This is a genomic window from Aeromonas simiae, assembly GCF_014892695.1.
In the GTDB taxonomy this organism is placed as follows: domain Bacteria; phylum Pseudomonadota; class Gammaproteobacteria; order Enterobacterales; family Aeromonadaceae; genus Aeromonas; species Aeromonas simiae.
On record NZ_CP040449.1, the window covers coordinates 2,843,064 to 2,857,784 of the forward strand.

Annotated in this window: 12 protein-coding genes; 3 read left to right on the forward strand and 9 right to left on the reverse strand. The window is 55.8% G+C overall.

Annotated elements, in window-relative coordinates; translation table 11 throughout:
• Positions 1 to 41: 41 nt before the first annotated feature.
• Both FE240_RS13430 and FE240_RS13435 read right to left on the reverse strand, forming a co-directional pair.
• Positions 42 to 605 carry a fimbrial protein gene (locus FE240_RS13430; protein ID WP_193001615.1) on the reverse strand — a complete coding sequence of 188 codons (564 nt, stop codon included), beginning with the start codon at positions 603 to 605 and terminating at the stop codon, positions 42 to 44.
• A gap of 814 nt (positions 606 to 1,419) precedes the next feature.
• Positions 1,420 to 2,847, reverse strand: a complete 1,428-nt coding sequence (locus tag FE240_RS13435; protein ID WP_193004557.1) for an alanine/glycine:cation symporter family protein — start codon at positions 2,845 to 2,847, stop codon at positions 1,420 to 1,422.
• A 634-nt stretch (positions 2,848 to 3,481) separates the two neighbouring features.
• On the opposite strand from FE240_RS13435, the gene tal reads away from it, so the two are divergent.
• On the forward strand, positions 3,482 to 4,432 hold the full coding sequence (tal, locus tag FE240_RS13440) for a transaldolase (RefSeq protein WP_193001617.1): 951 nt from the start codon (positions 3,482 to 3,484) through the stop codon (positions 4,430 to 4,432).
• Positions 4,433 to 4,576: 144 nt separating this feature from the next.
• The gene (locus tag FE240_RS13445; RefSeq protein ID WP_193001619.1) at positions 4,577 to 4,756 is read left to right on the forward strand and encodes a DUF3545 family protein; all 180 of its coding nucleotides are present in this window, start codon (positions 4,577 to 4,579) and stop codon (positions 4,754 to 4,756) included.
• A gap of 46 nt (positions 4,757 to 4,802) precedes the next feature.
• Here FE240_RS13445 and FE240_RS13450 read toward each other — a convergent pair whose 3' ends face one another.
• Positions 4,803 to 5,339: a hemerythrin domain-containing protein gene (locus tag FE240_RS13450; RefSeq protein WP_193001621.1), complete on the reverse strand. Its 537-nt coding sequence runs from the start codon at positions 5,337 to 5,339 to the stop codon at positions 4,803 to 4,805.
• A gap of 86 nt (positions 5,340 to 5,425) precedes the next feature.
• Positions 5,426 to 6,094: a uracil-DNA glycosylase gene (gene ung, locus FE240_RS13455; RefSeq protein WP_193004558.1), complete on the reverse strand. Its 669-nt coding sequence runs from the start codon at positions 6,092 to 6,094 to the stop codon at positions 5,426 to 5,428.
• Positions 6,095 to 6,477: 383 nt separating this feature from the next.
• On the opposite strand from ung, the gene grcA reads away from it, so the two are divergent.
• Entirely contained in the window at positions 6,478 to 6,858 is a 381-nt protein-coding gene (gene grcA, locus FE240_RS13460) for an autonomous glycyl radical cofactor GrcA (protein ID WP_193001623.1), read from the forward strand.
• A gap of 133 nt (positions 6,859 to 6,991) precedes the next feature.
• Here grcA and eno read toward each other — a convergent pair whose 3' ends face one another.
• The 5 genes from eno to rlmD form a co-directional block, all read right to left on the reverse strand.
• A complete protein-coding gene (gene eno / locus FE240_RS13465; RefSeq protein WP_042047969.1) occupies positions 6,992 to 8,293 on the reverse strand; it encodes a phosphopyruvate hydratase in 1,302 nt (433 codons plus the stop codon).
• 83 nt (positions 8,294 to 8,376) lie between these two features.
• The gene (locus tag FE240_RS13470) at positions 8,377 to 10,014 is read right to left on the reverse strand and encodes a CTP synthase (RefSeq protein WP_042047968.1); all 1,638 of its coding nucleotides are present in this window, start codon (positions 10,012 to 10,014) and stop codon (positions 8,377 to 8,379) included.
• Between the two features lie 144 nt (positions 10,015 to 10,158).
• A complete protein-coding gene (mazG, locus tag FE240_RS13475; protein ID WP_193001625.1) occupies positions 10,159 to 10,956 on the reverse strand; it encodes a nucleoside triphosphate pyrophosphohydrolase in 798 nt (265 codons plus the stop codon).
• A 63-nt stretch (positions 10,957 to 11,019) separates the two neighbouring features.
• Entirely contained in the window at positions 11,020 to 13,224 is a 2,205-nt protein-coding gene (relA, locus tag FE240_RS13480) for a GTP diphosphokinase (RefSeq protein ID WP_193004559.1), read from the reverse strand.
• Between the two features lie 121 nt (positions 13,225 to 13,345).
• Positions 13,346 to 14,668 carry a 23S rRNA (uracil(1939)-C(5))-methyltransferase RlmD gene (gene rlmD / locus FE240_RS13485; RefSeq protein WP_193001627.1) on the reverse strand — a complete coding sequence of 441 codons (1,323 nt, stop codon included), beginning with the start codon at positions 14,666 to 14,668 and terminating at the stop codon, positions 13,346 to 13,348.
• Positions 14,669 to 14,721 lie beyond the last annotated feature (53 nt).

Genomic DNA, 14,721 nt, shown 5'->3' on the forward strand with positions numbered 1-14,721 from the left:
CCTTAATGGGCCGGAAGACGACGCTTCCGGCCATATCGCTATTACTCGTAGCTGAAGGTATAAGTAGCAGCGGTAACGACGGAGCCCGCAGTCACATCTGCACCGCCAAAGTTGTAGTAGTTGGCGTAGTAGGTCAGGCTCTTGGTTTCACCAGCATTGGCAAAATCAGTCTTCTTCAGACCGGTATCGTGAGTGGTATTGAAGGGGATCATGGTCTTGCCATCGCTGGTCAGAGCAATACCCACCCCAGTCGCGGTCCCGGAGTAGTTCTTCAGATACTTTTCGTCATCGGAAACGTTGGAGCTGGAGAAGGTGATCTTCAGCGCAGTCGCTTCGTCATTGGTGCTGGAGCAGTCGGAGACGGCCATGGTGAAGGCCTTGCTGCCTTCGTTAACAAGACCCACGTCGGTACCAACACTGCTGACCGTAACCGGGCTCAGTTGTACGCTGAAGTCAGCACCATTGCTGGTGGTGATATTACAGGTGGTGTCGGTGACAGAGCCATTGAAGGTAATGGTACCACCAGGAACGCCGGTATCGGTGATGGCGTAGGCATTGTTGACGGCCAGAACAGTCAGAGCGGCGAGCAGGCTTTTCTTGAACATAACAGCTTCCTAATAAGTCTTACATTGTGCGTAATGCGAAATGAAGCTGCCCATCACGGCAACATTCATCAGTCCCACCACTTCCACCGGCATCAACCCGATGGCTCTCTGTTATGGCATGCAGACTGGTGTCTCAATCGGACATGCTGGCCGGGGTAGTGGCGACACGGATATGAAACCATGCAAACCAGATAAAACAAAACATAAAACCATGAAAACATAAATTTTAAAATTAAAACACCGTTAAAAATTGATTTTATAACTTATAATTCCAACAAGGAGACATGGAAAACGAATGAAAAGATACTTATCACTCACATCAAACGAGAGTTAAAAGCCTTAAAAACACATCAATAATCTTTATCAGCCTCATCCTAGAGGGGAAACAGGCAAAACTCGCCCCATTGAGCCTCACAACACACACCTTGCCTGAGTGACGGAGTCGGGAACACACCATGTCACGGGTCTGGGAGACAGAGGGGGAAGGGGTGTCAAAGGAAGGTTGCATGGGCCCCTTTCGACACCCCATGTGAGAAAGCGGACATGGGCGTGCAGGAACGACCGTGATTTTTAAGCGATATTGAATCCATCAAGATAAGCGGAATGGAAGAATTAAAGGAGGGATACGTCTACCAGACTCTTTTATCGACATATCGGGTATTCGACGATAAAAAGATGGAATGGGGCGAGAGTGTTGCGGCTCAGCGAGCAAGATAAGAACACGCGACGCTCTACACAGCTAAAATCGTTAAATCTAATAAAGAAACAAATAAAAAGAGGGCCGCAGCCCTCTTATATGTCACATAAACACGATTTATGACTTGCGATCATCCCAAATTCCGGGCTCAAGCTGCTCCCGGATTTCCGGGTATTTATTGGCATCGAACGTCGGCACCTTACCCAATTTGAGTTGGTCGTTATAATCTTTGGCCAGTTTAATCGCTACACCGGAGAGCAGTAATATAGCGACCAAGTTAACAATGGCCATCAATGCCATAGAAACATCAGCCATGGCCCATACCGTGGGCAATTCCCCCACAGAACCAAACATCACCATCCCCAACACCACCAAGCGGAACAGGATCAAGCCCACTTTATGGTTGCGCTCAAGGAAAACCAAGTTGGTCTCGGCATAGGAGTAATTCGCCACAATGGAGGTAAAAGCGAAAAAGAAAATCGCGGCGGCAATGAAGCTGTTACCCCAGCTTCCGACCTGAGAGGAGAGGGCTCGTTGGGTCAACTCGACACCCGTAATACCAGATCCCGGTTCAAACTGCCCGGAGAGCAGGATAATAGCCGCAGTACAGGTACAGATGACGATGGTATCCATAAAGACCCCCAGCATCTGTACATATCCCTGAGAGGCGGGATGCGGAGGGTAAGGCGTTGCTGTGGCAGCGGCATTAGGAGCTGAGCCCATCCCTGCCTCATTCGAGAAGAGGCCGCGCTTGATACCATTAATCATCGCCTGGGAGATGGCGTATCCCAATGCACCCGAGCCGGCCTGCTCGAAGCCGAACGCAGACTTGATAATGAGGGCGAAAATCCCCGGCAGCTCAGTGATGTTGAGCGCAACAATCACCAGCGCCATGGCGATATAGGCCAGCGCCATGAAGGGCACCACCATCTCGGCAAAGCGGGCCACACTGCGGATCCCACCAAAAATGATCAGCGAGGCCAGCAGTACCAGCGCTATACCACTGATCCAGTCAGGAATACCAAAGGCCACATTCATCGCCAGACTGATGGAGTTCGCCTGTACCGCATTAAATACCAGGCCAAAAGCCAGCAACAGACAGAGGGAGAAGAGTACCCCCATCCAGCGCATGCCGAGGCCTCGCTCCATATAATAGGCAGGGCCCCCCCGGTAGTTGCCGTCTTCATCCTTGACCTTGTAGAGCTGCGCCAGGGCGCTCTCGACAAAGGCGGTCGACATACCGATGAAGGCAATCAGCCACATCCAGAAAATGGCGCCGGGCCCCCCCAGATAGAGGGCAACGGCAACGCCGGCCAGATTGCCCGTGCCGACCCGAGCAGCCAGACTGGTGCAAAGCGCCTGGAAGGAGGAGATCCCCGCCTGATCCGACTTACGACTGTTTCTCAGCACAGAGAACATGTGTCTGAAATGACGCAGCTGAATAAATCCCAGTCTCAGGGTGAAGAAGACCCCCACGCCAATCAGCAGATAGATCAGCACAGCGCCCCAGAGTAGATCGTTGAGCAATGCAATCAATGTATCCATAAGGCTCTCGTTTTTATTAACATCCAAGACCCGAACCTAAGCCCAGTCCCAACTTGTCCAGTACCACAGCAGTGGCAACGTTTTCTAAAGCGCCGAAATTTAGCACAACCACAGCATCAGTTCCTAATGATCACAGCAATACGGCGGGAAAACGAACAAAAGGCAGGAGGCCTTAGTCACAGCTAGCAGGCAAGACCACGTGTTTTATTGATGGATTATCCATTGATTTGAATTCATGTAAAACGTTTTTAAACCATCCACTCTATTGTGCAGTTACACAGAAAAAACGTTTATATGTAGTAAAATTTCAAGATGGCAGCATCACATTTATTGTGACAAAAATCACAAATGTTTTTGAAACTAAAAAAATAAGTTATTAATCATCGGCAAGCAGACACTGTCGCAGCCAGATAAAACAACTATTTTTCATATAGATAGACACCATTCGCCCCCAGCGTCCCTCCTCCTGTACAAATGCCACCCAATTCCCCCTATTGCAGGCCCCAGCCGCTAGGTATTAAGTAGGCGGACGCACTCCAGAGCCCCCGGATGGGGCTCAATAAATGTAACTGGCTTTCAAGCACCACCTCGCCTTCCGGCATGGTCGCTCACACCTAAAGAGATAGATACCGCTATGGCCGATAAACTGACCCAGCTCAAAGCCCTTACAACCGTTGTCGCCGATACCGGTGACATCGAAGCGATCAAACGCTACCAACCGATCGACGCAACGACCAACCCCTCGTTGGTACTCAAGGCCTCAGCCATTCCTGAGTACGCCGCACTGATCGAAGACGCCATAACTTGGGCCAAGGCCCAGAGCAGTGACAAGGCGCAGCAGATCATCGATGCCGGCGACAAGCTGGCTGTCAACATCGGCCTAGAGATCCTGAAAATAGTCCCTGGCCGAATCTCTACCGAAGTGGATGCCCGCCTCTCCTTTGATACCGCAGCCAGCATCGCCAAGGCGCGCAAGCTGATGCGCCTCTACAACGAAGCTGGTATTAGCAATGACCGGATCCTGATCAAGTTGGCCTCCACCTGGGAAGGGATCCGCGCCGCCGAGGTGTTGGAGCAAGAGGGGATCCAGTGCAACCTGACCTTGCTGTTCTCCTTCGCCCAGGCGCGCGCCTGCGCCGAAGCCGGGGTCTTCCTCATCTCTCCGTTTGTCGGGCGTATCCTCGACTGGTATAAGGCCAAGCACAACCGTGACTACACCGCCGCCGAAGATCCGGGCGTGGTTTCCGTCACCAGTATCTACCACTACTACAAGCAGCACGGCTATGACACCGTGGTCATGGGGGCTAGTTTCCGCAATACCGGTGAAATCCTTGAGCTGGCCGGCTGTGACCGTCTGACCATAGGCCCTGCCCTGCTGGAAGAGCTGAGCAACGCAGAAGGGCTGGTCGAACATAAACTGAGTTTCCAGGGTGAGACACAGCCCAAACCCACCCCGTTGAACGAGGCCGAATTCCGCTGGGAGTTAAACCAGGATGCGATGGCCGTCGAGAAGCTGGCCGAAGGCATCCGTCTGTTTGCCGTTGATCAGGGCAAACTGGAAACCATGTTGGCCAGTAAACTGTAAACAAAAACAGGTTCCAATAGAAAACAAGGGCGGCCTCTGGCCGCCCTTGTGCTATCCGTCATCCTATCGACACAGAAACATTTTAAAGTCGCAGACGCTGTGATATATCGGTGGTGAAAACTACAACAATGCCGGGAGAAGACCATGGAAAGGTTTGACTTCGATTTTGAAGACGTAGTTGAGCTCGGTTCACGTAGCCGCAGCCCGGGGAAAAAGCGCAAATGGAGGGAAATCGAGGCACTTAAGGATAAGCACCGTCTGCAAAAGGAGCTGCAGTCGATTGATATTGCCTACGACAGCGGCAATGAAAACCTAGATTTCTAGCCATAAAGAGGCCCCGCATGCGGGGCCTCTTTATATTAGGCGACGGCTATAACGCCAGACGTCCTGCCAGATCACGGAAATGCTGGGCCACTTCGGGGCCGAACAGAGGATCGGCATTGGAATGGATCTGCCAGTTCTGCTCGAGATGACGCCAATCATCTTCGGTCAGCGCCTCGCGCAGACGGGGGAAAATCACCGCTTCCTCATAATCCATGTGCTTTTCTTGCAGCTCGATAAATTGCTGCAGCTTGGCCGTAAACTGATCGAGCGGGATGACCGCATCCATCAGGATCATCTCCACCATCTCCTTGAGCTCGGCCCCCGCCTCAACCAGCTTATCGTGCTCCTCTTTCAGGCGATGCCCCACCTCACCGTCCACGACCCGATACTTCAGATAGTATTCGTAAATCATGTCCTCTTTGGGATGATGGCGCTTATCCGATACCTCGCTGAGATAATCAACCACATCACGGATCAAGCGATAGCAGACCTTCTGCTCATGCTCGATCAAGCTCTGCTTGCGCTTGAGCAGATCAAGCAGCTTGGCAATATTAAGATGCTCCTGGTGCAGACTGGATAACATGGCGGCACTCCTTTGCTCTGAATATAAATTGAAGTTCTACTCGCATTATATGCATCCAGCAAGGAGCTACCATGCCTCTGGTCAATCTATCGACAGACAGAGGTCCAATCGATAGGCGCCATCTCCTGTTGCTCCAACAGTCGGTTGGCTTGTGAGAAGTGACCACACCCAATGAAGCCGCGGTGAGCTGAAAGCGGGCTGGGATGGGGGGCCGTCAGAACATGGTGACGAGCCCGATCGATAAACCGCCCCTTCTTCTGTGCATGCGAGCCCCACAACAGGAATACGATCCCGCTGCGATGGGTATTGAGAGCCTCGATAACACGGTCGGTGAAGGTCTCCCACCCCAAATTCGCATGTGAGTGCGCCATGCCGGCCTGCACCGTCAGCACCGTATTGAGGAGCAACACCCCCTGCCTAGCCCAACTTTCCAGATAGCCATGCCCGGGAGCGGTAAAGCCCGGCAGATCCCGCTCCAGCTCCTTATAGATGTTGACCAGCGAAGGGGGGATGCGAACCCCATGCTGTACCGAGAAGCAGAGACCATGCGCTTGGTTGGGGCCGTGATAAGGATCCTGGCCGAGAATCACCACCTTGACCTCTCGCAGCTCGGTGAACTTGAAAGCATTGAAAACCTCTGTCGCAGGCGGATAAATAATCTTGCCCGCCTCACGTTCGGCCCTGACCGCTGCCAATGTCTGCTGGAAATAGTCCTGCTGTTTCTCTGCGCCCAGCACATCACTCCACGTTTGCACCTTGCATAACCCCAACTCATCAATCGAGCGCCCAGCATAGGGATTGCTCTCTTTTGGCGCAACCACGACAGAGAGGTTAAATCGACGAATCCCTCCGATGAAATCGCTAAAATGGTAAAAAAATTACCACTAAACAGATCATTTTGATATATTCAAAATACACCTTAAATAATACTTAAACTTTACTTTTATTGATTAAACTCAATGGTTTATCGTGAAACACATGCACAAGAATGACATTTTTTTGATTTAAATCAATTTGCGTATGTTTACTAACATGATATATATGCCCACACAGTTTCAAAGGTGTAAGGCAAGCTCCCCTTTTCATGAAATATGGGTTCCTTCCTTACAATCCGTTCGCTCTCAATAGGAGTCGTATCATGATCAAGGGCATTCAAATCACCCAGGCCGACAACGCCGCTCTGCTGAACTCTTTCTGGCTGCTCGACGAAGCCAACCAGGAAGCTCGCTGCATCTGCGTCAAGGGTGATGCCTTCACGACCGACCAGCAGGTCAAGCTCTCCGAACTGGGTCAGTTCGAATACCGCGAAGTGCCGGTGCAAGCGGCCCCCCAGGTTGAAGGTGGTCAACACCTGAACGTCAACGTGCTGAGCCGTGAAACCCTGGAAGACGCCGTGGCCAACCCGGAGAAGTACCCGCAGCTGACCATTCGTGTATCCGGCTATGCCGTTCGCTTCAACTCCCTCACCCCGGAGCAGCAGCGCGACGTCATCACCCGTACCTTTACCCAGAGCCTGTAAGAGGCCCGCGGTAACAAAAAGCCACCCTGCGGGGTGGCTTTTTTATGCCTGAAAGATGCCCCCCTCTCACAGGCACATATAAAAAAAGCCCCGCCAAGGCGGGACTTTTCAATGACGCGAAGTCAGGAGGCGATTAAGCCTGGCCCTTCACTTCCTTCAGACCGCGGAACGGAGCCTTGGCACCCAGCGCTTCCTCGATACGGATCAGCTGGTTGTACTTGGCAACACGGTCAGAACGGCTCATGGAGCCAGTCTTGATTTGACCTGCGGCGGTACCTACGGCCAGATCGGCGATGGTAGCGTCTTCGGTCTCACCGGAGCGGTGGGAGATAACGGCGGTGTAACCGGCGTCCTTGGCCATCTTGATGGCAGCCAGGGTCTCGGTCAGGGAACCGATCTGGTTGAACTTGATCAGGATGGAGTTGGCGATGCCGTTCTCGATACCGCGCTTGAGGATCTTGGTGTTGGTCACGAACAGGTCGTCACCAACCAGCTGGATCTTGTCACCCAGGATCTTGGTCTGGTAGGCAAAACCTTCCCAGTCAGACTCGTCCAGGCCGTCTTCGATGGAGACGATCGGGAACTTGGTGGTCAGGTCAGCCAGGTACTCGGAGAACTCGTTGGAGGTGAAGATACGACCTTCGCCCTTCAGGTTGTACTCGTTCTTCTCAGCGTCGTAGAACTCGGAAGCAGCGCAGTCCATGGCCAGGGTCACGTCAGTGCCCAGCTTGTAACCGGCAGCAGCAACGGCTTCAGCGATCACTTCCAGCGCTTCGGCGTTGGACTTCAGGTTCGGAGCGAAACCACCTTCGTCACCGACGGCAGTGTTGTAGCCCTTGGACTTCAGTACCTTGGCCAGGTTGTGGAACACTTCAGCACCCATGCGAACAGCTTCTTTCAGGGTCTTAGCGCCAACCGGCTGGATCATGAACTCTTGGATGTCGACGTTGTTGTCGGCGTGCTCACCACCATTGATGATGTTCATCATCGGCAGCGGCATGGAGTAAACACCGGCAGTGCCGTTCAGCTCGGCGATGTGCGCGTACAGGGGCATGCCCTTGGCAGCAGCAGCAGCCTTGGCGTTAGCCAGGGAGACGGCCAGGATGGCGTTGGCGCCAAACTTGGACTTGTTCTCGGTACCGTCCAGATCGATCATGATCTGGTCAACGGTGGCCTGGTCCTTGGCGTCTTTGCCCAGCAGAGCTTGAGCAATCGGGCCGTTAACGGCTTCAACAGCCTTCAGCACACCCTTGCCCAGGAAACGGCTCTTGTCGCCGTCACGCAGTTCCAGGGCTTCACGGGAGCCGGTGGAGGCGCCGGACGGAGCAGCAGCCATACCCACAAAACCACCTTCCAGATGAACCTCGGCCTCTACGGTCGGGTTACCACGGGAGTCGATGATCTCACGGCCGATCACTTTAACGATCTTGGACATGTTTCTTTCCTCAGGTTTCGTAAAAAAACGACAGAAATTATTAAGTAAAAGCGGCTGGGGCACAATGCCCCAACCGCTCCCGATTACTTCAGATTACGTTTCTGGTACTCACCCGCCGCCTTGACAAAGCCGGCGAACAGGGCATGCCCATCACGCGGAGTAGAGGTAAACTCCGGGTGGAACTGGGCTGCAACAAACCAGGGGTGATCCGGAATTTCGATGATCTCCACCAACTTTTTGTCAGCGGAAAGACCGGTCACCTTCAGACCCGCCGCTTCAATCTTCGGCAGCAGGGTGTTGTTGACTTCATAACGGTGGCGGTGGCGCTCGTAGATGGTCGCAGAGCCGTACAGCTCACGAACCTTGGAGCCATCGACCAGATGGCAGAGCTGGGAGCCAAGACGCATGGTGCCGCCCAGATCGGATTTCTCGGTACGAGTCTCGACATTGCCCTCTTCATCCACCCACTCGGTGATGAGACCCACCACGGGGAACGGAGAATCTTTCTTGAACTCGGAGGAGTGAGCCCCTTCCATACCGGCAACGTTGCGGGCAAATTCAATCATGGCAACCTGCATACCGAGGCAGATACCCAGATAGGGGATCTTGTTCTCACGAGCGTACTTGGCGGCCAGGATCTTGCCTTCCACCCCGCGCTCGCCAAAACCACCGGGAACCAGGATCGCGTCGAGCCCTTCGAGCAGCTCTTCGCCACGGGTCTCGATGTCCTGAGAGTCGATGTACTTGATCTGCACGGAGAGACGGTTCTTCAGACCGCCGTGCTTGAGCGCCTCGTTCACCGACTTGTAGGCATCCGGCAAAGAGACATACTTGCCCACCATGCCGATGGTCACTTCACCGGTCGAATTGGCTTCTTCATAGACCACCTGATCCCACTCGGAGAGATCGGCTTCCTTGCACTCGATGCCGAAGCGCTCGGTGATGTAGTGATCCAGCCCTTGAGACTTGAGCAGCGAAGGGATCTTGTAGATGGAGTCGACGTCCTTCATCGAGATGACTGCGCGCTCGGGCACATTGCAGAACAGGGCAATCTTGGCGCGCTCATTGGCCGGAATAGCGCGGTCAGAGCGGCAGATCAGCACATCCGGCTGGATACCGATGGAGAGCAGCTCCTTGACGGAGTGCTGGGTCGGCTTGGTCTTCACCTCGCCGGCGGCGGCCAGATAGGGCACCAGGGTCAGGTGCATGAACATGGCGTTATTACGACCCACTTCGGCAGCCAGCTGACGAATGGCCTCCAGGAACGGCAGGGATTCGATATCGCCCACAGTGCCACCGATCTCGACGATGGCCACCTGATGGCCTTCACCGCCAGCAATCACCCGCTCTTTAATGGCATTGGTGATGTGCGGGATCACCTGAATGGTGGCACCCAGATAGTCACCACGGCGCTCCTTGCGCAGTACGTCAGCATAGATACGCCCGGTGGTGAAGTTGTTGCGGCGGGTCATCTTGGTACGGATGAAACGCTCGTAGTGACCCAAGTCCAGATCGGTCTCAGCCCCGTCCTCGGTGACGAACACTTCGCCATGCTGAGTCGGGCTCATGGTGCCCGGGTCCACGTTGATATAGGGGTCCAGTTTCATGATGGTCACATCCAGACCACGGGCTTCCAGAATGGCTGCCAGAGAAGCTGCGGCAATGCCTTTGCCGAGGGATGAAACAACGCCACCAGTTACAAAAATATATTTGGTCGTCATGCTGAACCTGAAAGAAAGTTTAGGGAATGTTTAAAGGTGCTTCGGGGAGATGAAGCAGGACGGGGAAACAGTATACCAAATCCCCCACTCCCAAACAACGAACAAAAATCTAACAGCCTGCGAGGCCGGTCGTCTTGCGCCAAATCAACTTTCGTAAGTTTCTTTCACTCGGTTCCAGGTGGAATCGAGTTTCTCCAACGAGCAGTCACTCACGGCAAGCCCCTGTTCGGCGATCAGCTCCTCCACCTTGCGAAAACGCCGCTCAAACTTGGCATTGGCCCCGCGCAGTACGGTTTCCGGATCGTGCCCCAAATGACGCACCAGATTGACGGTGGCAAACAGCAAATCGCCGAGCTCATCGGCCACCCGCTCCGGATTGACGTCAGCCATCAGCGCCTCTTCCATCACCTCATCGATCTCTTCGTGCACCTTGTCGACCACTGGGCCCAGGGTCTTCCAGTCAAAGCCGACGCTGGCGCAGCGCTTTTGGATCTTGAGTGCCCGGCTCAGGGCCGGTAGGGCCAGCGGAATGTCGTCAAGCACGCTGGTCTGGTCGCGCTCGGCCCGCTCACGCGACTTGGTCGCCTCCCAGTTCGCCTTCACCGCCTGCTCATTGCCAAGATCCACCTCGCCAAACACATGGGGATGGCGGCGAATGAGCTTGTCGCTCACCGTATCGACGATGTCACCAAAGTCGAACCGCCCCTGCTCCTTGCCAAGCTGGGCATAGAAGATCACCTGGAACAAGAGATCCCCCAGCTCTCCTTTGAGCTCATCCCACTGGCCGGCCTCGATGGCCGCCGCCACTTCATAGGCCTCCTCCAGGGTGTAGGGCACTATGCTGGCAAAGCTCTGCTTTTTGTCCCAAGGGCAGCCACGTTCGGGATCGCGCAGAGTCTCCATGATGGCAAGCAGGTCGGCGAGTTGATACGGCGGTTTCATGCAGTCCTCTTGGGATGAGAAAGGGGAGAAAACCTAGCCGGCCCACAGGCCGGCCAGGTGAGATTACAGGCGCTTGACGCTGATCATGTCCGGCAACTGGCTCAGCTTGGCCAGCGCCCGGTTGAAGGCGTCGATGTTGTAGATCTCCAGCTCCATGTCGATCTGGGCGGTCTGCAACTTGACGTTGGAGCGCGAGCGCACCCCCATCACGTTGATCTTCTCGTTGGCCAGCACGGTAGTGATGTCACGCAGCAGGCCAGAACGGTCGTTGGACTCGATGCGGATGGTCAGCCCGTAGCCCCCCGAGTAGTTCTCACCCCAGATGGCATCGATGATCCGCTCCGGGTTGCGGCGTGACAGCTCCTTGAGCTGCTCACAATCATCCCGGTGGATGGAGACGCCGCGCCCCTGGGTGATAAAACCGACGATGCTGTCGCCTGGAATGGGCTGGCAGCAGCGGGCGATGTGGGTCATCAGATTGCCGACACCCTCGACCACAATGTGATCCTTGGGCTTGGGACGGAACGGCGTGCTCGCCTTCTGCTCCAGTTTTTCCAGCAGGCGACGCTCCTCCTCTTCGACACTCGGCTTGTTGTAGCGGGACTCCAGGTAGTTGAGCAACTGGTTGATGCGCACGTCGCCGCTGCCAATACCCGCCAGCAGATCGTCGAGCTCCTCGGCATTGAAGCGCTCGAGCGCCACCTTGTCGATCTTGGAGAAGGTGAGGTTGTGCCTATCCAGCTCCTTGTCGAGTAGCTCACGGCCGGCGGCGATATTTTTATCGCGATCCAGCTTCCTAAACCAGGTAGCCACCTTGGCACGGGCCCGGCTCGAGCGCAGGAAGCCCGCGTTGGGGTTCATCCAATCGCGGCTCGGGTTGGGCTCTTTTTGGGTGATCACCTCGACCTGATCGCCGGTCTGCAAGGCATAGGTGAAGGGCACGATGCGACCGTCAATCTTGGCGCCAATGCAGCGGTGACCAATCATGCTGTGGATGTGATAGGCAAAATCGAGCGGAGTGGCCCCGGCCGGCAGATCGATGACATCCCCCTTGGGGGTGAAGACGTACACCCTGTCCTCGAACACCTGACTGCGCAGATCCTCAAGCAGCGATCCGCTCTCGGACATGTCCTCCTGCCAGGCAAGCAGCTTGCGCAGCCACTCGATCTTGTCCTCGAAGCCCCCCTTGCCGGCGCTGGTTCCCTCCTTGTAGCGCCAGTGGGCGGCGACCCCCAGCTCGGCGTCCTGGTGCATCTGATCGGTACGGATCTGGATCTCGACCGTCTTGCCCTCGGGGCCGACCACGACAGTGTGGATCGACTGATATCCATTCGGCTTGGGGTTGGCCACGTAGTCATCAAACTCACGCGGGATGTGATGAAAGTGAGTGTGCACTATCCCTAGGGCGGCATAGCAGTCCTGCAACCGCTTAGTCACCACCCGCACCGCGCGCACGTCGAACAGCTCGGTGAACTCGAGGTGCTTTTTCTGCATCTTGCGCCAGATGCTGTAGATGTGTTTCGGGCGGCCATACACCTCGGCCTCAATACCGGCCTCGGCCAGCGACACCTTGAGATCGTGCACAAAATCGCGGATATAGCGCTCCCGGTCGAGCCGCTTCTCGTCGAGCTGCTTGGCAATCTGCCGGTAGGTTTCCGGATGCAGGTAACGGAAGGCGAGATCCTCCAGCTCCCACTTGAGCTGGCCGATGCCGAGCCGGTTGGCGAGCGGTGCATAGATGTTGGAGATCTCCTGGGCCATCAGCACCCGGGTCTCTTCGTCGGCCAGCTTGGCCTCACGCAGACAGGCAATCCGCTCCGCCAGCTTGATCACCACGGCCCGCACATCCTCGACCATGGCGAGCAGCATGCGCCGCACGTTGTCTACCTGCTCGAGGGAGGTTTCAGTGCGTTGGGCGGTCTGCAAGGAGCGGATCGCCTCCATCTCCAGCACCCCTTCCACCAACTTGCCGATCTTGCGGCCAAAATCGGTCTCCACCTGCTCCAGCGAGACATAGCCGGCTTCGACAAAGGGGTAGAGGATGGCCGCCTTGAGGGTGCCGATATCCATGCTGAGCATCAGCAGGATGCCCACCATCTCCACGCCGCGCACCAGCAGACGACGCGCCACCACCTCATCGGCCGAGCCGAGACAGTATTGGTACAGGGTGCGCAACTGTTCACGCTCACTCTCGCCCAGATTCAGGGACGAGAGCCACTCTTCAAGAGTGAAGTTCTCCTTGAGGTGTATATCGCGCACCGAGACCATATTGTTCATCCTTCTTCTGGTTGGGTGGGGCCTTGCCCCCGGTGAAGAGTCCCCCTCAGCAAGGGGGTGGCACGACCCCGTTCAAAGCATGCCTCAGGCAGAGGGTCGGCCGAGTGCCAGTCTACTCCCTTTCGAACAGGGCGATCGACTCCAAATGACCGGTATGGGGGAACATGTCCAACATGCCGAGCCGGGCGAGCCGGTAGCCAGCCTGGGTCAGCACCTTGCTGTCACGGGCCAGAGAAACCGGGTTGCACGACACATAGACCACGCGGCGCGGCGCAAGTTTCGCAATATGCGGCATCACCTCCAGCGCACCGGGACGGGCCGGGTCAAGCAACACCCGATCGAACCCCTCACGTGCCCACGGCAGATCCGTGATATCGGCAGCCAGATCCGCCTTGTAGAAGCGGACATTGTTCAGACCGTTACGCTCGGCGTTCTGCTGACCACGGCGCACCATGGCGAGCTCCCCTTCCACCCCGACCACCTCGCGGGCCATTGCCGCCAGTGGCAAGGTGAAATTACCGACGCCGCAGAATAAGTCGAGAACCTTGTCGCCAGGCTGAACATCCAGCCATGCCAGGGCCCGCGTCACCATGGCATCGTTGACACTGCGATTGACCTGGATGAAATCCCCAGGGGCAAAGGTCAGCGACAGCTCCCCAAGGCGATACGAAGGGGTCATTGTCTGATGCAACGGCTCGAAGCGGTCACTGCCATCTTGCAAATAGAGATCCAGCTCATGGCTTTGGGCAAACTCGGTCAGCAGGGCGCGGTCATGCTCGTTGGGGCGGCCGGTATGGCGCAGCAGCATCAACATTCCCTCATCCGCCTGCAACAGCTCGACATGGCCTAGCTCACGTTGGTTCTTGAGGCGAGCGAACAGGGCGCGCAGCGGCGTGATGAGCGCGGAGAGGGAGGCCTCCAGCACCGGGCAGGCGGCAATCTCGACCAGCTCACTGGACTGGCGGCGACGAAAACCGAGTCGTGCACGGCGCTCGCCCTTGTCAAAGCGCAGGGCCAGACGGCACACCCGACGATAGCCACGCTCGGCACCGGTCAGCACCGGCTCGAGGGGCGGGGCTTCGACACCGCCAAGGCGCACCATCAGAGTGCGTAACCCTTGCTGCTTTGCCTCATGCTGGTGCGCTAGCGTCATGTGCTGGGTACTGCAACCGCCGCACTCCCGATAGTGGGGGCAGAACGGTTCAATCCGCTCGGGGGAGGCCTGAACCACCTTGAGCAGTTGGCCATGGGCATACTGTTTTTTCTGCTCGGTCAGGCGCACCTTGACCCGCTCACCGGGCTGCGCCCCTTCGACGAAGATGGCCTTGCCATCGAAGCGGCCCACCCCCACGCAATGGTGATCGAGGTTATCTATAGTGCATTCAATATGTTGGGATTGCTTTGCGACTTTCTTTGGGGTGAAAAACTGGGCCATAAAACTTGGTGCCTATAGGTGGCTATGTCATCATGTGGGGTATTTGCAGCCGG

Coding starts and splice junctions, on each gene's coding strand:
- FE240_RS13430 (WP_193001615.1), bottom strand. CDS start 605: ATGTTCAAGAAAAGCCTGCTCGCCGCTCTGACTGTTCTGGCCGTCAAC.
- FE240_RS13435 (WP_193004557.1), bottom strand. CDS start 2,847: ATGGATACATTGATTGCATTGCTCAACGATCTACTCTGGGGCGCTGTG.
- tal (WP_193001617.1), top strand. CDS start 3,482: ATGGCCGATAAACTGACCCAGCTCAAAGCCCTTACAACCGTTGTCGCC.
- FE240_RS13445 (WP_193001619.1), top strand. CDS start 4,577: ATGGAAAGGTTTGACTTCGATTTTGAAGACGTAGTTGAGCTCGGTTCA.
- FE240_RS13450 (WP_193001621.1), bottom strand. CDS start 5,339: ATGTTATCCAGTCTGCACCAGGAGCATCTTAATATTGCCAAGCTGCTT.
- grcA (WP_193001623.1), top strand. CDS start 6,478: ATGATCAAGGGCATTCAAATCACCCAGGCCGACAACGCCGCTCTGCTG.
- eno (WP_042047969.1), bottom strand. CDS start 8,293: ATGTCCAAGATCGTTAAAGTGATCGGCCGTGAGATCATCGACTCCCGT.
- FE240_RS13470 (WP_042047968.1), bottom strand. CDS start 10,014: ATGACGACCAAATATATTTTTGTAACTGGTGGCGTTGTTTCATCCCTC.
- mazG (WP_193001625.1), bottom strand. CDS start 10,956: ATGAAACCGCCGTATCAACTCGCCGACCTGCTTGCCATCATGGAGACT.
- relA (WP_193004559.1), bottom strand. CDS start 13,224: ATGGTCTCGGTGCGCGATATACACCTCAAGGAGAACTTCACTCTTGAA.
- rlmD (WP_193001627.1), bottom strand. CDS start 14,668: ATGGCCCAGTTTTTCACCCCAAAGAAAGTCGCAAAGCAATCCCAACAT.